This is a genomic window from Chryseobacterium sp. NFX27, from assembly GCF_049887855.1.
Lineage (GTDB): Bacteria > Bacteroidota > Bacteroidia > Flavobacteriales > Weeksellaceae > Chryseobacterium.
In genome coordinates, this window is record NZ_JAGEKK010000001.1 from 223,273 (window position 1) to 241,904 (window position 18,632).

Below are 18,632 nucleotides of genomic sequence, written 5' to 3' on the forward strand. Positions count from 1 at the left end.
AACAAACATTACGATATGGATAAGATCAAAGACACAAGAAGTTTTATGAGGATTACACACCGTTATCTGGGGTTTTTTCTTGCAGGAATAATGGCGGTATATTCGGTGAGCGGTATTTTGCTTGTTTACAGGGACACCGATTTCCTTAAAAAAGAAAAAAAATATGATAAAACCATTGCTGTCAATCTTAAAGAAAAAGAACTTGGAAAAGAACTGAAGATCAAAGGCCTTGAAGTAGAAAAAACAGAAGGGACTGTTCTCTATTTTAAGCAGGGAACTTATGATGCCACAACAGGAAAGGCAAAATACTCAAAAAAAGAGCTTCCTTTTGTACTGGACAAAATGGTTAAACTTCATAAATCCCAGTCAAAAGAGACCCTATCTCCTTTGAATACATTTTTTGGGATCTCTTTATTTTTCTTTGTGATCTCCAGTTTCTGGATGTTTAATCCCAAAACAAAAGCTTTTAAACGCGGAATAAAATTCACTATTGCAGGCCTTATTATATCGGTGATTCTTTTGTGTATTTAAATTATAAAATCATCAAAAAAACAGCCAGATAATTCACATTTCGATTACCCGGAAATTAACATTTATTCAGAGTTTTTATCTAAAATTAAGAAGCTTGGCACATTTCTTGTTTTTTCTTTAATCTACAAATGATAACATTTAATTATTAAAATAATAAATTATGAAAAAACTAATTTTTGCAGGAATATTGGCAGCAACAGGTTTAACCGCAACAGCTAACGCTCAAATTCAAAAAGGTAACTGGCTGGTAGGAAGTAGCCTTTTATCAAGTAATTTTGGTTTAAATACTGGTGGAGGATATAGCATTGCTATTCAGCCTAAAGGTGCTTATTTTATAGAAGACAATGTTGCAGTGGGTGGATATGTTAATTTAGGAATTAGCAAAGTTACTAATGGCAGCCCGACAAGATTTGATTATGCAGTAGGTGGATTGGGTCGTTATTATCTGTCTCCGGGAGAAAAAGGAGTGGATAACTTATTAAATCACGGACGTTGGTTCTTTGAGGGTAATGTAGGAATCGGAGGATCTTCTGTTGAAAACGGTAATTCTACAACAGGTCTTGACTTTGGTGTAGGCCCAGGTTACTCTTACTTTATTACTCCAAATATCGGTTTAGAAGGACTGGTAAAATATCAGGGTCAAGCTGGATTTGGTAGTGAAGGATTAAATTCTAATATTACATTCAACGTAGGATTCAGTATTTATTTACCAACTTCAAAAGCTAAAGATGTAGCTAATGATTTAAAATAATCACTTTATAATCACTTGAATAAAAAAATGAAATCGCCCCGAATTATTTCGGGGCGATTTTCGTACAAATTAAAACTAAACTATAAAAAATCAAATAAATCATGTATTAGGTTGAGGCGTATATCTCAGATACGGCTTTATTTCTGTAACTCCCTTCGGAAATATCTTTCTGGCATCTTCTGTTGAAATAGCAGGAGGAACAATAACATCATCCCCGTTTTCCCAGTTGACAGGAGTAGCTACTTGATAGGAATCAACCAGTTGAAGAGAATCCAGCACTCTGAGGATCTCATTAAAATTCCTTCCTGTAGATGCAGGATAAGTAATGATAAGCCTCACTTTTTTATCAGGATCAATAATGAGTAAAGACCGTACGGTAGCCGTAGCTGAAGCATTCGGATGAATAAAGTCATAGAGCTCCGAAATCTGTCTGTCTTTATCTGCAATAATAGGAAACTGAACATCCGTATTCTGAGTTTCATTAATATCTTTAATCCAGTTTTGATGGTCCTCTACTCCATCTACGCTTAAGGCGATAACTTTTGTTCCTCTTTTATCGAATTCTGATTTCAGTTTTGATGTGTATCCCAGCTCTGTAGTGCATACCGGAGTATAATCTGCAGGGTGTGAGAATAAAATCCCCCACGAATTCCCTAAGAATTCATGAAATTTAATATCGCCTAAAGACGTCTCGGCCTGAAAGTCCGGTGCTGTATCTCCTAGTTTAAGTGACATAATATTCTGCTTTGTTAGTCTACAAATTTAGTAGACTTTTTGAGACTGGCAAAATTTTTGTTGAATTTTATTTATATTTAATAAATTTTTTTTTCATGCAGAACAATGGATACAGCTACGTAGATGTTATTTACAGGGTTTTGGAGAGCTGGTATATGAGGTTTGCCGAGCTTACACCGAAACTTATCGTCGGAATTTTAGTATTTTCTTTTTTTCTTATTACCAGCAAATACCTGAGTCTAGGAGCTGTAAAATTATTTCATAAATTTTTCCCGAAAAGCCAAAAAGAAGGCTCTCTTGTTACTTTGATCAGTATTTTCAGATTTCTGATTATGCTGATGGGAACCTTTATTGCGCTCGAAATCATGGGCTTCAGCGGTTTTCTGTGGAAGTTTATCGGAAGTTTAGGAGTAGCCGGGGTGATTGCCGGGGTGGCTTTGAAAGACCTGGTATCCAGTATTTTTTCAGGAATGCTGATCGGAATTGATAAAGCTTTTAAAGTGGGTGATTATATTACTATTGGAAATCATTCGGGAACGGTTCAGGAAATTGGTTTTTTAACCACAAAAATTATTACTGATGACGGGAAGAAAGCCTATATTCCCAATCAGGTAATTTTCAATGCTCCTTTTTATAATATTACGGCATCGCCACAACGCAGGATTATTCTGAATTTTGAAATTCCTGCAGATGAAGATATTACAAAAGCCCAGAAGGGAATGCTGGAGGTCATTAAAACCCTGGATGGTGTAGATCGTCTCGATACTTCGGAAGTTATCCTGACAGATCTAAAGCAGGGTAATTTTAACCTTCAGGCAAAATTCTGGATGAAAGTAGGTGCCAATATGCTTCAGCTGAAAAGCGACGCTTATCTTAAGATCAAGCAGCGCCTGGATGCTGATCATATACAGCTTGTAACACCTACAAGCATCAGTATTACGAATGGTGAACCTTCTCCTTCAGAAAATCAGGATAAATAATATAAGCCGCTTTCTTAAGCGGTTTTTTTATGCCTTAATTATTTTCACCTTTAATGGGAGAAAAATCAAAGATTAAAAAACTTAAGTGCTCTTATCGACACCATTCTTTTAACTTTAATATTTAAGTTTCAAAAAGCTTTTGTGACTTTTGTGGTTAAAAAAAGAAAACCGCTCCAAAAAATGAAACGGTTTTCTGTATTATTTAAAAGTTCAGGCTTATGCTAAAACTTCTTTTACTTTGTTGGCAGCTTCTTCTAAAGTAATTGCAGAATGTACAGGAAGACCTGAATCGTCAATTAATTTTTTAGCCTCTACAGCATTAGTTCCCTGTAATCTTACGATCAATGGAACAGGAAGGCTTCCCATAGCTCTGTAAGCATCCACAACACCCTGAGCTACTCTGTCACATCTTACGATACCTCCGAAAATGTTGATCAGGATCGCTTTTACGTTAGGATCTCTAAGGATAATTCCGAAAGCGGTCTGAACTCTCTGAGCATCAGCAGTACCACCTACGTCAAGGAAGTTGGCAGGGTTACCACCGGATAATTTGATGATATCCATCGTTGCCATAGCAAGACCAGCTCCGTTTACCATACAGGCAACGTTACCGTCAAGTTTCACGAAGTTAAGACCTGCTTCACCCGCTTCAACATCCATTGGATCTTCTTCTCTTGTATCTCTTAGTTCAGCTAAGTCTTTGTGACGGAACAATGAATTGTCATCTAAAGTTACTTTAGCATCAACAGCGATAATTTTGTTATCCGAAGTTTTCAACACAGGGTTGATTTCGAAAAGAGAAGCATCAATTCCAGTGTAAGCATTGTAAAGAGATGCAATGAATTTTGTGAATTCTTTAAACGCATTTCCTTCAAGACCTAGGTTGAAAGCAATTTTTCTAGCCTGGAATCCCTGAAGACCTAAAGCAGGATCAATGATTTCTTTGTGGATCAAATGAGGAGTTACTTCTGCAACGTGCTCAATATCCATTCCTCCTTCAGTAGAATATACGATTGTATTTTTACCTTCAGCTCTGTCTAAAAGAATAGAAACATAAAATTCTTTAGTTTCAGATTCTCCAGGATAATAAACGTCTTCTGCAACCAAAACAGAGTGTACTTTTTTACCTTCAGCAGAAGTTTGTGGAGTTACCAACTGCATTCCGATGATGTTCTGTGCATTTTCTTTAAGCTTATCCATGTTTGGAGAGAACTTAACACCACCACCTTTACCACGACCACCTGCGTGAATCTGTGCTTTTACTACCCAAGCCTGAGCTCCGGTTTCAGCAGTAAGCTTTTCTGCAGCTGCTACAGCTTCGTCCACATTATTCGCTACGAAACCGCGTTGGATAGCTACTCCATACTTTGATAAAATCTCTTTTGATTGATACTCGTGAAGATTCATATTATTTTTATTATTTTATTTTAAAATTTAAAGGTTGACAAATTTACTAAAAAGACATGGAAGTTCAAGTTTATTGACTTAAAAATTAAAGTACAGTGAACTTGATTTTTAACATGTTTACGAAATTTGCTCTATTCTTCGGACAATTTTTCAGACTGCGAACCGATGAACGGTATCTTCGGGGCCAGGAAATAACCTGTCAGACTGGCAAAAAGTATCGGAACGAAATAAGTAAATCCTGTTAAGGTTCCCAGAATAATTGTGGTACTCATTGGTGTTCTGGTTACACAGGCATTAATTGCGGCCATACAGCTTACAATCGCTAAAGTAGTATCAACTGAAGGAAACAGCTGATGAATGATCAGTCCTAAAGTGGTTCCCACAAAAAACAATGGGATAATGAAACCGCCTCTCCATCCTGAAGTTACGGTAACAGCAATGGCGATGATTTTAAAAACAAGGATGAGGATCAAAAAATTCAGGGCAAAATTCCCGTTAATGAGCTCGTTGATCTCATGATGACCAAAGTATCTGGTGATCGGGAAATTGTAAGCAATAATTCCTAAGATAATTCCTCCCGTCAGTGTTTTTATATAAATCGGAAACGATCTGTATTCGAAAACTTTTTTGAAGAATTTCACCACGAAAATGAAGATCCATCCGAAAATGGTAGCCACCACCCCGAATAAAAAGGCATAGATAAAATCATACACTCCCGAGTAATGATAAGCTTTCAGGTCCCATGTTGCCCCAATACCCAGATGAATAATAAGAGCAAACATAACATAGCTGAAACAGCTCGCTACCAGTGCAGGAATAATAGCTTTATAATATTCCACCGCATGTTTGTGGTGCAGAATTTCAAGTGAAAAGAGACTTCCTCCAAGCGGAGCCCCAAACAGGGCAGTAAACCCTGAAGCCATTCCCGCAATGCTCAGAGAACGCAGCTCTTCTCCTTTCAGTCTGAAGATCTTCCCAAGCCAGGTTCCGGTAGATCCGGTGACCTGAACCAAGGGTGCTTCAGGACCGAGACTTCCGCCTGACGCTACACAAAACAGGGACGAAAGGATCATGGAAGGATTGTTCTTTGGCTCTAGTTTACCTTTATTAAACCTGATATTATTAACGATCAGATGGATTTCTCCGGGATCTCCGATGAAATGGATCACAAGTCCTGCCAGCAAACCGCAGACAGCCATGGTAGGAATTACCATCCACCCCTGAAACTCAGCTAAAAATTCTGTAAAATGTTCCAGCACAATCCAGTATCCTCCTGCAATAGCTCCTCCCACAAGACCTGTAAAAGCCCACATGAAAAAAGTCCGGCTGAATACAAAAGGATTGAATCTTATCGGTTGATCCAGGAGATTGAATGTTTTTATTAACCGTCTTCTCCGATTGATTTTCATTTGAATTGATTTTATACATTGCTGCTCGATGGTCAATTTTGTTTCACAAGTGAATGGTGAATAATAAAACTGTTAAAATTCACAATTGACAATTGACATCTACTAATGAATGAGGAAAAGTCTAAATTCTGTTTTTAGCAAAGTAAAGAATAAGCATCCCCCAGCTCAGAATCATAAAAAGACCTCCCAGCGGAGTAATAGGTCCTAAAAATTTAAGGTTCATTCCTAAATAATCCTGCAGGCTCAAGAAATAAATACTGAAAGAAAATAGCATGGTTCCCGCAATCATCAGAATGGAAGTCCATTTTTCAGACGAAGTTTCAAATTTTAAAATATATCCGATGATCAGTAAGAAAAATGCGGCATACATCTGGTATCTCACCCCTGTCTCGAAGCTTTCAAGTCTTTCCACAGACAGTATTTTTTTTAAAGCATGTGCTCCGAAGGCTCCCAGAATAACAGACAGCATTCCATACGCAGCACCGAAAATTAAAGTAATTGTTTTCATTTTTTATAATTCTTCTAATTCTAGATTTAAATATTTTTTTGTTTTGTAATCCTGCCAGGTTCCGGTGATCTTGCTGCCTTTTTTATTGGCCTCAATAAAAGCCCTCGGAATCCATTTTCCCGATTCTTCATCGTAGTGATCATTCTCCGTGATGGAAATATGATCTCCGTTCATCTTCCCATCCCATGCTATCAGTTTTTTATTTTTATCATACCAATACATCGCGGAAAAAGCATTTTCCTGCTGATCCGTGTAAAGATGTTTAATCAGAACCGTAATGGGATATTGAGCAATTTTTCCTTTCAACAGCTTATACCGGAAACTTGTTGTATCAGTTTTTTCAGAGCCTGACAGAAGGTTTTTTGCATAAGGACTCCAGTATTTCTCAAGGTCTTTGTAAGGAATTTCAATGCTGTGACTTCCCAGATCATCCAATGCCCTCATCGCATGATTGGAACATCTTCCTGCAACGAAAGTCAGTTGATCCTTTCCAAAATAGAACTCAATGTATTCCAGGGTATGTTCTAAAAAACAGTCTTCATACATTGCAATCTGCTCCTGAATTTCTTCTGTAGGATGTTTATCTGCTTTTAATTCTTTAAGAAAATCATCAACTCTTTTCCTGATTTTCTGGTTGATTAAGTTTTCAATCGTTTTAACAGCATTGGGCTGAAATAAATCGGGACAATTAATAAAATTCCCTGTTCTGAGGTCAAAATTAATCCATTTGGAAAAACCTTCCGGATAAGCTCCCGAGGCCTCGCCATCCATACCTATGCTTAGAATATTTTTAGGGGTTTCTAATTTTTCCCAACTGTAAAAATAGAGATAATTGGTATAGGAATTTGTCGCAGTGGAAGCCTTTTTAAAAGGATCAGAGCCGGAATTCGGTACATATTCCAGTTCACTGACCTGCAGAAAGGTATTGATCTTATTTTCAACCAAAGGATTTCCAGGATAGGAAACCACCGGAAAAACAGTATCTTCAGATTTCGGCTGCAAATCACTGATCTTTACATTTTTCTGCTGAGAAAAACATAAGCCCGAAATCAACAGGAAGAATACTATTTTCTTTTTCATTATTTTGAATGAAGGTAGATTAAAATAAGTTTTGCCACCAACGTCGAAATTCCCAATATAATAAATACATTGGAAAGTTTTTTAGAATTTCTGAATCCCGGCGAGGTCGTTTTCTTCAAGAATATCCCGATGATGATAAATACTATAGGTAGAATGATCTGCAGCATTATTGACCTCTTAATCTGTTAAACTCATGAATAACTTCATGATGGCTTACCGTTTTATCTTTAAAATAGTTCACGAAATGCTGTTTTTCCTCTTCTGTAGCGCCCATTTGGTTTAGAATATTCAGTAAATGCATCTTCATGTGCCCCTTCTGGATACCGGTTGTTACCAAAGAACGGAGAGCTCCGAAATTCTGGGCAAGTCCGGAAACAGCCAGAATACTCATCAATTCCTGTGCTGAGGGTTTTCCAAGCAATGCCAGTGAAAATTTTACTAATGGATGAAGATTCGTAAGTCCTCCTACTACTCCTACAGAAATCGGAAGATCAATCCAGAATCTGAAAATTCCGTTGTCCGTTGTACAGTGTGTCAGTGATCTGTATTGCCCGTCTCTCGCAGCGTAGGCATGAGCACAGGCTTCTGTTGCTCTGAAATCATTTCCTGTTGCGATTACTACTGCATCTACTCCATTCATGATACCTTTATTGTGTGTGGTGGCACGGAAAGGCTCTATTTCAGCAATGGTAACAGCCTGTTTGAATTTTCTTGCAAATTCTTCATTGGAAATTCCGCTGTCGTCCTTTAGATCTTCTATTTTACATGAAACCTCAGCTCTTACCAGACAGTCCGGAGTAAAGTTGGAAAGAATATTCATTACGATCTGAAGTGAGTTTTTCTCTTCCTGTGTAAAATCTTCACTCGTTGCAATCTCCTGTTTCATGGTTTTTCCGAACTGCTCAAGGCATGAATTGATAAAATTCGCACCCATTGAATCTACCGTATCAAAGCTTGCTTTAAGCTGGTAGTAGTCTGGCATTTCAGAAGTTTTGTCTATCAATTTGATATCCAGAATTCCACCGCCTCGTTTTCTCATATTGGCGGTAATATCTTCAGTAGCTTCAAACAGTTTTTTCTTTAATTTGAAATTAAAAAAGTGAAGAAGTTTGTGTGATTCCACATTGAATATGAAATGGGTATGTCCTAATTTTTCGTTGTTGATAATTGTGGTTTTAAAACCTCCTTTATCGATCCAGAACTTCGCTGCTTTTGAAGCGGCTGCCACTACTGAACTTTCTTCAACGGCCATTGGAAGGGCGAATAATTTCCCGTCAATTAAGAAATTCGGGGCGATTCCGTAAGGCATATAGAAATTGGAGATCGTATTTTCAGAAAACTCTTCGTGGAGTTTCTGAAGATCAGCATTTTCGTTCCAGTATTGTTTTAATATATTTTGATACTCTTCGTTTCCTTCAAGGTATTCGCTGACAAGCCAATCGATTTTCCCCTGCTTTGTAAGTTTAGAGAAACCTTCTACCGGTTTATGATTCATAGCATAAATTTAATAAGTGTAAAGATAGTAATTTTGAAAGTCTCTGTTGTTGATAACTTCTATTGAAAAAAATTGATATTTATCAATTTTGGAACTACTTTTGAACAGGATTTAGATACAAATTATAACATTCCTTCTTAAAATGAATTTTGAACGCCTGAAAGAAAAGCTTGAAATCCTTGCTGATGCAGCAAAATATGACGTTTCCTGCTCATCCAGCGGAGGAACGCGGAAGAATAAAAAAGGCGCCTTAGGAGACAGTTCCGTGAGCGGGATCTGCCATACCTATACAGAAGACGGACGATGTGTTTCCCTGCTCAAAATTCTGCTGACCAACCATTGTATCTATGACTGTGCCTACTGCGTATCCAGAAGCTCCAATGATATTAAAAGAGCAGCCTTCACCGTGGAAGAAGTAACAGATCTGACCATTAATTTTTACCGCAGAAATTATATTGAGGGACTTTTTTTAAGCTCCGGAATTTTTAAAAATGCAGATACGACGATGGAGCGTCTGGTAAGGGTGGCTAAAAAATTACGCCTAGAAGAAAATTTCAACGGTTATATTCATTTAAAATCTATTCCGGGAGCAAGTGATGAACTGATGCAGGAAGCCGCTCTTTATGCAGACAGGCTTTCCATTAACCTTGAAATTCCTACGGAAAGCGGACTGAAATTATTAGCGCCTGAAAAAAACCGCCAGGATATGCTCAATCCTATGAAATATATTCAGAACGGGATTGCTCAGTATAAGGATGAAAAGAAAATCTTCAGAAAAGTTCCTAAGTTTGCTCCTGCAGGCCAATCTACACAAATGATAGTAGGGGCAACCAATGAAAATGATCTGCAGATCATCAAAGTTGCCGATCATTTTTATAAGAATTTTAACCTTAAAAGAGTATATTATTCCGGTTATGTTCCTGTTCTGGAAGACAAAAGGCTCCCTTCTCTTACCACGGAAGTTCCGATGCTCCGTGAAAACCGTCTGTATCAATCGGATTGGCTAATGCGTTTTTATGGTTTTAAAGCTGAAGAAATTCTGGATCCGAATATGCCGTTTTTAGATCTTGAAGTGGATCCTAAATTAAGCTGGGCCTTGAGACATCTGCATCAATTCCCTGTTAATCTGCAGACTGCGGATTATCAGATGATTTTAAGAATTCCGGGAATTGGCGTAAAAACTGCGCAGAAAATTGTGAGTGCAAGGCGTTTTCAGGTTTTAAACATGGATCATCTGAAAAAACTGGGCGCTGCGGTTAACCGGGCAAAATATTTTATTGATTTTAATGCAGGAAATGCTTATCTGAAATATTTAACGGATAAAAATTTCAGAAAACTGCTTGTGGGTGGAAGCTCTTCTAAGTTTCACAACCAATTTTCACAGCAGCTGAGTCTGTTTTGATGCAACACAAACTTCACTCATCACTCTAAAACTGAATATCAGATCAATTCAACTAAAAACTCTCAAACTCTAAAACCCAATAACTCTCAAACTCAACATGACTACTCTATTGTATGACGGCAGTTTTGACGGACTTTTCACCGCAGTATTTGAAGTTTTCGAATACCGTTATAAAGAGGTGGAGATTGTGAGTAAAGAGAGATTTCATCAGGAAAATATTTTTGCAGAAATTCATGAGGTCATTACTCAAAATGATAAAGCTGAACGGGTTTTAAACAAAGTGGAACAGTATATCGGACAGTCAGGAATACATGAGTTATTAAAAGTTTATCTATCAGAGCATCCGGAATCGGAATATCTTATTTTATCAGCCGTAAAACAGTCCATAAAACACCCTGATGAAAACATTCTGCAAAATTATGCTGACAGTGATATTTTAAAAATATCAAAAATCTGCAAATCCGTAAGTCGGGAAAGACACAGGATGACTGCTTTTGTGAGATTTGAAAAAATGCAGGATGGTGTTTTCTTTGCGAAGATAGATCCTGATTTTGATGTTCTTCCGCTTATCCGTAAACATTTTAAAGACCGATATCAGGACCAAAAGTGGATGATCTATGATCTAAAAAGAAATTATGGGATTCTATACGATCTGGAAAGCTGTGATTTCTTTTATCCGGATGAAAAACTGGATCTGCAACAGTACCAGCAGAAGTTTCATGATGATGAAAATAATTATCAAAAGCTGTGGCAGCGGTATTTTACCAAGACCAATATTGTGGAAAGGAAGAATCTGAAACTGCATATTCAGCATGTCCCGAAAAGATATTGGAAGTATCTGACGGAAAAACGGTGATGGATGTTTAGTGATCATTGTTTCCCAGATTGGTCTGATGGTGCAGATTCATCAATTAAAATAGTTATTTCCTTTATTCTTTTTAAAATTCTATTTCTTCTGAATTGTTCTTAATGCTTTTTTTACAATATATTCTGTTTCCTTCGCAGGGCTTTCCTGAAGCCATCTTTCACAAGTTTTAAATACAAATTCAGGGCTGGATTTGCTGGCATCATTAAGCCAGTTTCCTACACTGTCCCGTACATATTTGGACATATCCGATTTCATTGGTTCTAAAATCACCAGTCCCAATTCAGGATTCTCTTTTAATTTTGCAATATGTGTACACCAAACCCCTCTGGGTCTCGTGGATTCACTGGCAAAACGGCGGATATATTCATCTTTATGAGCCGTCCATCCTGATAATATGAACAAAACTTCTTCAAGATTTTCTATCATCTCAGTTCTTACCGCCATCCAGCAAATTTCCCGCACCCCGAAATGTTTGTCGGAAGCAAACGGTTGTATTTTATTCAATTTTTCTTTAATGCTTAAAGCCTTATTTCTTCCCACCATATAGGTTCCCCAACATCTTACCAGATCTGATGTATGACCAGGAATAACCGATAAAAATTCTTCATCATTATTTTTTAAGGCTTCATTAAAAAGGCCTAAACCAATGGTTTCATTAATGGTATTGACTGTTTGTTTTTTCAAACTACTGATACCTTCTAATATTGGGTCGAAATATTCCTTCCTGTTGTACTGCCGAAGAAAATTCTCCAGAAGCAGTTTTTGATCCGCGGCAAGCCATTCTGTAAGATTGGCGCTTTCTATCTCTCCTTTATTTAACTGTTTCATGATATCTTTAGGAATATCTTTTACCGAGCGGGCGCCTTTCCGTTGTTCGTTTTTCATATAATTAATTATTAACTTTACAAAAGTCTGAAAGTGAATCAAGATAAGCAATAACGCATATTTTCCACCCATAGGGATAAAAAAGTCAATTTTATGAAAGCAAAGGAGAAAGCTGACGAAAATAAAATCTGTCCGCTGGAAGTGGCAGTTAATACGATCAGTGGAAAATGGAAGATTCCGATTGTATGGCAAATCAACGAAGGTAAAAAGCGTCCAAGTGAATTTCTTCGGGGAATTGCCAAAGTAGACCGCCGGGTTTTAAATCAACAGCTCAATGAAATGGTAGAAGACGGTATTCTGACAAAACAGTCTTTTAACGAGCTGCCTCCCCGGGTAGAATATACATTAACCGAGCTTGGAAAAAAACTGGTAGAGATTCTCTGGCAGCTGAATGACTGGGGAAAACTTCTGATTCCTGAAAATGAAAAAGCTTAGATTGTTCAGTAATTTTTCATTCTTATTTCTTTCATCTTATTCATATTCAAAAATCTGAGATATTTGTGATTAAACGTTATTTTTATTAAGCGAATGATTCACTCCGGCGCAATCTATTCATGTGCTTTCCAATCCTTTGATAAAAATATTTCACCCTGGTACAGCCTTGATGTAAATTCTTCAGAAACAAAAACAGCGAGGTATTTTTTTAAACCTACAAATTTTAGACACTTTTAATTATTTATATTCAAAACTCTTCTCAACTTACTGCCATTATCTGAACTTGTTTTTGTAAATTTGTGTTCGAAATTTTTTACTAGATGAAAGAGAGTGCTGTAAAAAAAATTGCAGTTCTTACTTCAGGAGGTGACTCTCCGGGTATGAATGCAGCATTAAGAGCGGTCGTTAGAACTGCAAACTATTATAATATCGAATGTTACGGAGTAAGGGAAGGCTATAATGGACTCATCCATGATGATTTCCTGAAAATGGGTCCCCGTTCTGTAAAAAATATAATCAACCAGGGCGGAACGATTCTAAAATCTGCCAGGTCTGCAGAGTTCAGAACTCCGGAAGGACGTCAGAAAGCTTACGACAACTGTATCAAACATGGTGTGGATGCATTGGTGTGTATTGGAGGTGACGGAACTTTTACCGGAGCAAAGATCTTCAATGAAGAATTCGGGATCAGAGTCATTGGTGTACCAGGAACTATCGACAATGATATTTTCGGAACGGATAATACCATCGGCTACGATACGGCTTTAAATACCGCTATGGAAGCTATTGACAAGGTCCGTGATACGGCAACATCCCACAACAGAGTTTTCTTTGTAGAGGTAATGGGTCGTGATGCAGGATTCATTGCTTTGAACAGCGGGCTGGCTACCGGTGCTCTGGATATTCTTATTCCTGAGAAGAAAGACAGCATGGAAGATCTTTTCGCTAATTTCAGAAAAGCTGAAAAAACAGGAAAAGCATCAAGCATTGTTGTCGTGGCTGAAGGTGAAAAGCTTGGGAGCATCTATGATCTTGCCAATCAAACCAAAGAAGAATTCCCCGATTATGATATCCGTGTAACCATCTTAGGACACATCCAGAGAGGTGGTTCTCCAAGCTGTGCAGACAGAGTTCTCGCCAGCAGGCTGGGTTACGGTGCCGTAGTAGGTCTTATGGAAGGAAAAACAAATGTAATGGCGGGAATGCGTTCCAATGATATGGTGTATACACCAATTGAAGAAGCCATTAAAAAACATAATGAAATCAATAAAGATCTTTTACTGATTTCTGAAATTTTAGCAATCTAATATTTTTTTATAATCTAAAACAAACTATTATGTCAACAATCAAAGTAGGTATCAACGGTTTTGGTAGAATTGGACGTCTTGTTTTCAGAGCAATGACTGAAAGAGATAACATTGAAGTAGTAGGAATCAATGACCTAATCAACGCAGAATACATGGCTTACATGTTAAAATACGATTCTGTACACGGTATCTTCCCGGGAGAAGTTTCTGTAGAAGGAAATGACCTTGTGGTAAACGGAAAAAGAATCAGAGTAACTGCTGAGAAAGATCCTAACAACCTGAAATGGAATGAAATAGGCGCTGACTATATCGTGGAATCTACAGGTCTTTTCTTATCTAAAGACTCTGCTCAGGCTCATATCAATGCCGGTGCCAAAAAAGTAATCCTTTCTGCTCCATCTAAAGACGATACGCCAATGTTCGTAATGGGTGTGAACCACAAAGAACTTACTGACGATATCAAAATTTTATCTAATGCATCTTGTACAACCAACTGTTTAGCTCCTTTAGCTAAAGTAATTCACGATAACTTCGGAATTGTTGAAGGTCTTATGACTACTGTACACGCTACAACAGCAACTCAGAAAACAGTTGACGGTCCTTCAATGAAAGACTGGAGAGGTGGTAGAGCTGCTCTAAACAACATTATTCCTTCTTCTACAGGTGCTGCTAAAGCGGTAGGAAAAGTAATCCCTTCACTTAACGGAAAATTAACAGGTATGTCTTTCAGAGTACCAACTGTTGACGTTTCTGTAGTAGATTTAACAGTGAGAATTGAAAAGGCTGCTTCTTATGAAGACATCTGTTCAGTAATCAAAGCTGCTTCTGAAGGTGAATTGAAAGGAATTTTAGGATACACTGAAGATGCAGTAGTTTCTCAGGATTTCGTAGGAGATAAGAGAACTTCTATCTTCGACAAAGACGCCGGTATCATGCTTTCTCCAAACTTTGTAAAACTTGTTTCTTGGTATGACAACGAAATGGGTTATTCTAACAAATTGGTAGATATGCTTGTACACGCTGCTTCTTTATCATAAGTAATGAGCAATCAGCAATAAATAATAAAAACCTTCCCGATGGAAGGTTTTTTATTTTATGAGTTTCTCAATCTATTGGCTATAGGCGCAATGGACAATAACTGAGTCACCGCTAGTTTCCTGATGCTTTTGTTTGAATCCGTTCACAAAGCCTACAAGGTATTCAGAGCTTTCATCACAGGCCATACGGGTCTCAGCTATTTTTCCGGCTTTAGATTCTGCAATACAAGATACGCAATCTTCTTTTGCACAGGAATAAAAAAGCATGATGGAAATAAAACATCCTATTCTGATCATCGTTTTCATTTTACATGATTTATCAAATTATTACTTTGCTACAAACGGATTTTTATCAAATCTAAAAGATATTCCTACGAAAGGATTTACCCGGTACTGCATTTTATTCAGATTATCTGATGTCACTGAGCTGTCAATGGTCTGTCCCACTGTATAATCTGTATTAGGACGGTTCTGCTTATGCACTGCAATACCTGCCATCAGAATAATGTTCTGCCCGATTCCCAAAGCACCACCGGCAAAAACCGACAATTCTTCAAAATCAAATCCTAAACCGCCTGTAAATCCGGGAGAAAAATTTCGCTGGTTATTGATAAATGTAAACATAATACTAGGCGTCAGATCCATCATTTTCCCATCCCTGTTTTCTGCTACTGCATTATTTACAGACGTAAATCTTGAACGATTTGTAAGAAAAACAACATTTGCCCCAAAAGAAGTTGTCCATTTCCAGTCAGATTCACTTTTTATAATATACTTCCTTACTTTCTCTTCCCCTGTTACTCCAACATACAGAATATACTGAGTGTTGCTTCTAAAAATCAGTTCTGCGATTGCATCACTTTCACGATAAGTGCTTTTAGTAGTATCCCTTTTTTCCTCTCCTTCCATTTTTAGTTGTTTATACTCAATAGCTTCCTTTTTTATGACCAGGCTTTTCAGCTGCGAGGATGGTATAAATAGTTCATAATTTCCTTTTTCAACAGGTATTTCTATGCTGTCGACTTTAACAGACAGATCAATAGTAATTGTTCCGTTAACCTTTTTCCCGTTCTCTCCAGTATCCTTTACTTCAACTTTTATCTGTGAAAAAAAAGTTGAGGGTATAAAAATTACAAAGGCAAGAATTTTTAATAAATGAGTTTTCATGGCTATTAGTTTTCTACAAAGTTTGGAATTTCATAGATACCGGTAAATTACCCGTTCGGGTGATTTTGGAATATCAAAAAGAGAATGTTTGATGGAATATATTACAAAAGAAAAAGCCTCTCCAGCAACGAGAGGCTAATAGTTTATCATTTTCAAACAACTAAAAAAGAAAAGAGTAAACTGTTTATATAACATTCATTAATAACTTCGAATAAATTGTGTGAAAATTCAACGGTCTGAGACTTACTATTTTCCTAATTAAAATAAATTATAGAAAAAATTAAATCATAAAACAAAACGGAACAAAAAAATTGAGCTGCCATGGTTATTAGCTAGTACAAAGTTTAGCATTTTATCAGTGTAAAAAAATCCCCCTTTTGTGGTATTTTGTAAGTATTTTAGTTATACTTTAGCTTAAACTAATTCATTCATGGAGAACTCAGAAAAGAAACATCCTCTCATTGAAGTATGGAACACCTATCCGGGCGTCAGGAGAGACCGAAAGATTCTGGAGAAGCCACCTATAGAGCGTATCATTGGTGAAATGTTTGCTATAGGAGAATTTTATTATTACGCTCTGAATCTTACCAACAGTACACTTTCCCACCATCATGAAAACATCCTGAAGCTTCACGGTCTTCCCTCATATCCGGAAAATTTAAAAGATGTCATTGATCTTACCCATCCGGATGATATAGAATTTGTAATGAAAGCCGAACAGATCCTAATTAATAAAATGACAGAGATCGGCCTGGAACATCAGCTTTACATTAAGGGCAGCTATTGTTTCAGAATGAAAACAGCAGAAGGAAATTATGAGCTGTTTCATCATCAGTCCATGATCACCATGGAGGATGAAACCGGAATTCCTGTGCAGGCAATAAACATCCATACCAATATTCATCATATCACAAAAGAAAACCCTTACACCGTTCTGGTAACCGGGATAGGTCCAAGAAATGACTTTCACCAGGTGAAACTGGACTCCTTTTCGAAAGCTAAAAATTTCCCTGAACATCTCACGAAACGAGAAATGGAAATTCTTGCCCTTATCACCAAAGGCTATTCCGGTCCGGAGATCGCCCAGGCCCTGATTTTGTCTGAACATACAGTTCGTACACACAGAAAAAATATTTTACGGAAAACAGATTCCAGAAACAGCAAGGAACTTGTAAAAAAAGCTTTTGAAAGAGGACTTATCTAATATTTCAATGTTTAATAAAGACTGACAAATCTCACCAGGAAATTCCGGTGCAAAACTTGTATTTTTATGGTAATGGAAAACATGATTTTACAGCCACGTTTTAAAGAATCGCCTCATTTCAAACATTTCTGGGAAAAAGGTAACGGGAAGCAGCTTATTGATTTTTCCGGAGCTGAATTGAGCTTTAAGAATTTTGACAGGTTTTCATCCTATTTTTATCATGTGGATACAGTAGGTGATGAAGTTGTCCGGGATGTTTATCTAACTAAAAAATTTCATGAGGCGTCAAAAGAAATTGAAGGCTATATACGAAATGGCATTTCAGCAACAGATGATGTTCCTGAAAGCGTAAAAAAGCTTTTCGCCCAAACCCAGCTGATTCCGGACTGGCTGGATTATAATCTACTGAAAAGCGGTGCAGAGCTTTGTATGAGGGGTAACGTTGATTCGCTCATCTCATTAAGAGACTACTGTCTGATTGGCGGCTATGATTATGCTTATCTTAATAAGCCCTTAACTGCTACAGAGGCATTGAAAAAAGGGGCTGTAAAACGCCTGTCAGAGACCTTGGATTTTTGGGTAAACGTCACACGCTACGACGTATTGGAACTGCATGCAAAAGGCTACGAATTTGCTATAAAAACCCGTCTGATCCATTCTTACGCCAGGCTTTCCATCAAAAAACATTACAAAGAATGGGATACTGAGAACTGGGGCGAGCCAATTAATTCTTGGGATATGATGGCTACTTATATAGGGTTTAGTCTCGTTTTCCTTCACAGTCTTCAAAAATTAGGAAATACTTTTTCCGTTGAAGAGGAGAAAGGAATTTTCCATCTCTGGAAATACGTCGGATATCTATTGGGAATTCCTGAGCATCTTCTTCCGGACAGTAAAAAGCAGGCAACGGAATATTTTTACCTGTGGACTTCTGTACAGCCACCCTCTGATAAAGACTCTATTCTGCTCGCTCATTCTTTATTGAATGAGTCTCTGGAAAACCCGATCTTAAAATTCGAATTTCAAAGGAAAAACCTGAGATACCTGCATATTTGCTGCACGTGGTTTCTTCTGGATGATGAGGTATGTAAAAGGCTGCAGATCCCTGAGGTTTCCAACCGCAAACTGTTTCCAAAAACCAAAATTATCATCAACAAAATTTACGATAACCTGATAAGCCGCGAGACAAGAATAAAAAAGGGAAATAAAGACCAGATGAAAGTACTGGAAGATTATCTTAGAGTTGCTAAAAATTCAAATTTTCATTAGATGAGTACTGAAGGGCAGCTACATTAAACGGAAAAAATATTTTTTTATGTTTTGAATTATAAAATACCGCATTCCGTTAGTAATGAATAACATCAGTCACAAAACATTATTATTTTTTAACGCTAAAAACAGTTTCTCACATTAAATAATATTAGTTTTTGA

Annotated in this window: 20 protein-coding genes; 10 read left to right on the plus strand and 10 right to left on the minus strand. The window is 37.3% G+C overall.

The genetic code is table 11. From position 1 onward, the window contains the following. The first annotated feature begins 15 nt into the window (after positions 1-15). Together J4Q03_RS01040 and J4Q03_RS01045 are read left to right on the plus strand one after the other, a co-directional pair. Positions 16-531, plus strand: coding sequence for a hypothetical protein (locus tag J4Q03_RS01040; protein WP_426046393.1), 516 nt, complete (start codon positions 16-18; stop codon positions 529-531). A 160-nt stretch (positions 532-691) separates the two neighbouring features. Then, a complete protein-coding gene (locus tag J4Q03_RS01045; protein WP_426046394.1) occupies positions 692-1,282 on the plus strand; it encodes a hypothetical protein in 591 nt (196 codons plus the stop codon). Positions 1,283-1,381: 99 nt separating this feature from the next. On the opposite strand, the gene J4Q03_RS01050 is transcribed toward J4Q03_RS01045, so the two are convergent. Beyond that, positions 1,382-2,017 carry a peroxiredoxin gene (locus J4Q03_RS01050; protein WP_426046395.1) on the minus strand — a complete coding sequence of 212 codons (636 nt, stop codon included), beginning with the start codon at positions 2,015-2,017 and terminating at the stop codon, positions 1,382-1,384. Positions 2,018-2,112: 95 nt separating this feature from the next. Between J4Q03_RS01050 and J4Q03_RS01055 the strand changes: the two genes are divergently transcribed. Next, entirely contained in the window at positions 2,113-2,997 is an 885-nt protein-coding gene (locus J4Q03_RS01055; protein WP_426046396.1) for a mechanosensitive ion channel family protein, read from the plus strand. A gap of 216 nt (positions 2,998-3,213) precedes the next feature. On the opposite strand, the gene sucC is transcribed toward J4Q03_RS01055, so the two are convergent. The 6 genes from sucC to J4Q03_RS01085 all read right to left on the minus strand — a co-directional run bounded on the left by sucC (position 3,214) and on the right by J4Q03_RS01085 (position 8,896). After that, the gene (gene sucC / locus J4Q03_RS01060) at positions 3,214-4,404 is read right to left on the minus strand and encodes an ADP-forming succinate--CoA ligase subunit beta (RefSeq protein ID WP_111955165.1); all 1,191 of its coding nucleotides are present in this window, start codon (positions 4,402-4,404) and stop codon (positions 3,214-3,216) included. A gap of 131 nt (positions 4,405-4,535) precedes the next feature. After that, positions 4,536-5,813, minus strand: a complete 1,278-nt coding sequence (locus J4Q03_RS01065) for a chloride channel protein (protein WP_426046397.1) — start codon at positions 5,811-5,813, stop codon at positions 4,536-4,538. Between the two features lie 121 nt (positions 5,814-5,934). After that, a complete protein-coding gene (locus J4Q03_RS01070; RefSeq protein ID WP_426046398.1) occupies positions 5,935-6,321 on the minus strand; it encodes a DUF423 domain-containing protein in 387 nt (128 codons plus the stop codon). Between the two features lie 3 nt (positions 6,322-6,324). Beyond that, positions 6,325-7,401, minus strand: a complete 1,077-nt coding sequence (locus J4Q03_RS01075) for a hypothetical protein (protein ID WP_426046399.1) — start codon at positions 7,399-7,401, stop codon at positions 6,325-6,327. Further along, the gene (locus tag J4Q03_RS01080; protein WP_426046400.1) at positions 7,401-7,568 is read right to left on the minus strand and encodes a hypothetical protein; all 168 of its coding nucleotides are present in this window, start codon (positions 7,566-7,568) and stop codon (positions 7,401-7,403) included. The genes J4Q03_RS01075 and J4Q03_RS01080 overlap by 1 nt, the downstream gene beginning before the upstream one ends. Next, complete coding sequence (locus J4Q03_RS01085) at positions 7,568-8,896, minus strand: hydroxymethylglutaryl-CoA reductase, degradative (protein WP_426046401.1); 1,329 nt, start codon at positions 8,894-8,896, stop codon at positions 7,568-7,570. Before J4Q03_RS01085 ends, J4Q03_RS01080 begins: the two co-directional genes overlap by 1 nt. Positions 8,897-9,038: 142 nt before the next feature. Here J4Q03_RS01085 and J4Q03_RS01090 point away from each other — a divergent pair, with 142 nt between their 5' ends. Together J4Q03_RS01090 and J4Q03_RS01095 are read left to right on the plus strand one after the other, a co-directional pair. Then, entirely contained in the window at positions 9,039-10,298 is a 1,260-nt protein-coding gene (locus J4Q03_RS01090; RefSeq protein WP_426046402.1) for a putative DNA modification/repair radical SAM protein, read from the plus strand. A 97-nt stretch (positions 10,299-10,395) separates the two neighbouring features. After that, positions 10,396-11,154 carry a TIGR03915 family putative DNA repair protein gene (locus tag J4Q03_RS01095; RefSeq protein ID WP_426046403.1) on the plus strand — a complete coding sequence of 253 codons (759 nt, stop codon included), beginning with the start codon at positions 10,396-10,398 and terminating at the stop codon, positions 11,152-11,154. Between the two features lie 90 nt (positions 11,155-11,244). Here the strand turns inward: J4Q03_RS01095 and J4Q03_RS01100 are convergent, their stop codons facing one another. Continuing rightward, complete coding sequence (locus J4Q03_RS01100) at positions 11,245-12,051, minus strand: DNA alkylation repair protein (protein WP_426046404.1); 807 nt, start codon at positions 12,049-12,051, stop codon at positions 11,245-11,247. Between the two features lie 93 nt (positions 12,052-12,144). On the opposite strand from J4Q03_RS01100, the gene J4Q03_RS01105 reads away from it, so the two are divergent. The 3 genes from J4Q03_RS01105 (at position 12,145) to gap (ending at position 14,830) form a co-directional block, all read left to right on the plus strand. Continuing rightward, positions 12,145-12,486 carry a winged helix-turn-helix transcriptional regulator gene (locus J4Q03_RS01105; protein WP_426046405.1) on the plus strand — a complete coding sequence of 114 codons (342 nt, stop codon included), beginning with the start codon at positions 12,145-12,147 and terminating at the stop codon, positions 12,484-12,486. Between the two features lie 320 nt (positions 12,487-12,806). Then, complete coding sequence (gene pfkA / locus J4Q03_RS01110) at positions 12,807-13,793, plus strand: 6-phosphofructokinase (RefSeq protein ID WP_426046406.1); 987 nt, start codon at positions 12,807-12,809, stop codon at positions 13,791-13,793. A gap of 29 nt (positions 13,794-13,822) precedes the next feature. After that, positions 13,823-14,830, plus strand: coding sequence for a type I glyceraldehyde-3-phosphate dehydrogenase (gene gap, locus J4Q03_RS01115; RefSeq protein WP_426046407.1), 1,008 nt, complete (start codon positions 13,823-13,825; stop codon positions 14,828-14,830). Positions 14,831-14,902: 72 nt separating this feature from the next. Here the strand turns inward: gap and J4Q03_RS01120 are convergent, their stop codons facing one another. After that, entirely contained in the window at positions 14,903-15,136 is a 234-nt protein-coding gene (locus J4Q03_RS01120; RefSeq protein WP_426046408.1) for a hypothetical protein, read from the minus strand. Positions 15,137-15,157: 21 nt separating this feature from the next. Beyond that, complete coding sequence (locus J4Q03_RS01125; RefSeq protein ID WP_426046409.1) at positions 15,158-15,997, minus strand: hypothetical protein; 840 nt, start codon at positions 15,995-15,997, stop codon at positions 15,158-15,160. 430 nt (positions 15,998-16,427) lie between these two features. Here J4Q03_RS01125 and J4Q03_RS01130 point away from each other — a divergent pair, with 430 nt between their 5' ends. Together J4Q03_RS01130 and J4Q03_RS01135 are read left to right on the plus strand one after the other, a co-directional pair. Further along, positions 16,428-17,201 carry a response regulator transcription factor gene (locus J4Q03_RS01130; RefSeq protein WP_426046410.1) on the plus strand — a complete coding sequence of 258 codons (774 nt, stop codon included), beginning with the start codon at positions 16,428-16,430 and terminating at the stop codon, positions 17,199-17,201. A 66-nt stretch (positions 17,202-17,267) separates the two neighbouring features. Continuing rightward, positions 17,268-18,470: an oxygenase MpaB family protein gene (locus J4Q03_RS01135; protein WP_426046411.1), complete on the plus strand. Its 1,203-nt coding sequence runs from the start codon at positions 17,268-17,270 to the stop codon at positions 18,468-18,470. Positions 18,471-18,632 lie beyond the last annotated feature (162 nt).

What these genes read in the sequence shown, in the direction of transcription:
- J4Q03_RS01040 (WP_426046393.1), top strand. Translation starts at nt 16, where the DNA reads ATGGATAAGATCAAAGACACAAGAAGTTTTATGAGGATTACACACCGT.
- J4Q03_RS01045 (WP_426046394.1), top strand. Translation starts at nt 692, where the DNA reads ATGAAAAAACTAATTTTTGCAGGAATATTGGCAGCAACAGGTTTAACC.
- J4Q03_RS01050 (WP_426046395.1), bottom strand. Translation starts at nt 2,017, where the DNA reads ATGTCACTTAAACTAGGAGATACAGCACCGGACTTTCAGGCCGAGACG.
- J4Q03_RS01055 (WP_426046396.1), top strand. Translation starts at nt 2,113, where the DNA reads ATGCAGAACAATGGATACAGCTACGTAGATGTTATTTACAGGGTTTTG.
- sucC (WP_111955165.1), bottom strand. Translation starts at nt 4,404, where the DNA reads ATGAATCTTCACGAGTATCAATCAAAAGAGATTTTATCAAAGTATGGA.
- J4Q03_RS01065 (WP_426046397.1), bottom strand. Translation starts at nt 5,813, where the DNA reads ATGAAAATCAATCGGAGAAGACGGTTAATAAAAACATTCAATCTCCTG.
- J4Q03_RS01070 (WP_426046398.1), bottom strand. Translation starts at nt 6,321, where the DNA reads ATGAAAACAATTACTTTAATTTTCGGTGCTGCGTATGGAATGCTGTCT.
- J4Q03_RS01075 (WP_426046399.1), bottom strand. Translation starts at nt 7,401, where the DNA reads ATGAAAAAGAAAATAGTATTCTTCCTGTTGATTTCGGGCTTATGTTTT.
- J4Q03_RS01080 (WP_426046400.1), bottom strand. Translation starts at nt 7,568, where the DNA reads ATGCTGCAGATCATTCTACCTATAGTATTTATCATCATCGGGATATTC.
- J4Q03_RS01085 (WP_426046401.1), bottom strand. Translation starts at nt 8,896, where the DNA reads ATGAATCATAAACCGGTAGAAGGTTTCTCTAAACTTACAAAGCAGGGG.
- J4Q03_RS01090 (WP_426046402.1), top strand. Translation starts at nt 9,039, where the DNA reads ATGAATTTTGAACGCCTGAAAGAAAAGCTTGAAATCCTTGCTGATGCA.
- J4Q03_RS01095 (WP_426046403.1), top strand. Translation starts at nt 10,396, where the DNA reads ATGACTACTCTATTGTATGACGGCAGTTTTGACGGACTTTTCACCGCA.
- J4Q03_RS01100 (WP_426046404.1), bottom strand. Translation starts at nt 12,051, where the DNA reads ATGAAAAACGAACAACGGAAAGGCGCCCGCTCGGTAAAAGATATTCCT.
- J4Q03_RS01105 (WP_426046405.1), top strand. Translation starts at nt 12,145, where the DNA reads ATGAAAGCAAAGGAGAAAGCTGACGAAAATAAAATCTGTCCGCTGGAA.
- pfkA (WP_426046406.1), top strand. Translation starts at nt 12,807, where the DNA reads ATGAAAGAGAGTGCTGTAAAAAAAATTGCAGTTCTTACTTCAGGAGGT.
- gap (WP_426046407.1), top strand. Translation starts at nt 13,823, where the DNA reads ATGTCAACAATCAAAGTAGGTATCAACGGTTTTGGTAGAATTGGACGT.
- J4Q03_RS01120 (WP_426046408.1), bottom strand. Translation starts at nt 15,136, where the DNA reads ATGAAAACGATGATCAGAATAGGATGTTTTATTTCCATCATGCTTTTT.
- J4Q03_RS01125 (WP_426046409.1), bottom strand. Translation starts at nt 15,997, where the DNA reads ATGAAAACTCATTTATTAAAAATTCTTGCCTTTGTAATTTTTATACCC.
- J4Q03_RS01130 (WP_426046410.1), top strand. Translation starts at nt 16,428, where the DNA reads ATGGAGAACTCAGAAAAGAAACATCCTCTCATTGAAGTATGGAACACC.
- J4Q03_RS01135 (WP_426046411.1), top strand. Translation starts at nt 17,268, where the DNA reads ATGGTAATGGAAAACATGATTTTACAGCCACGTTTTAAAGAATCGCCT.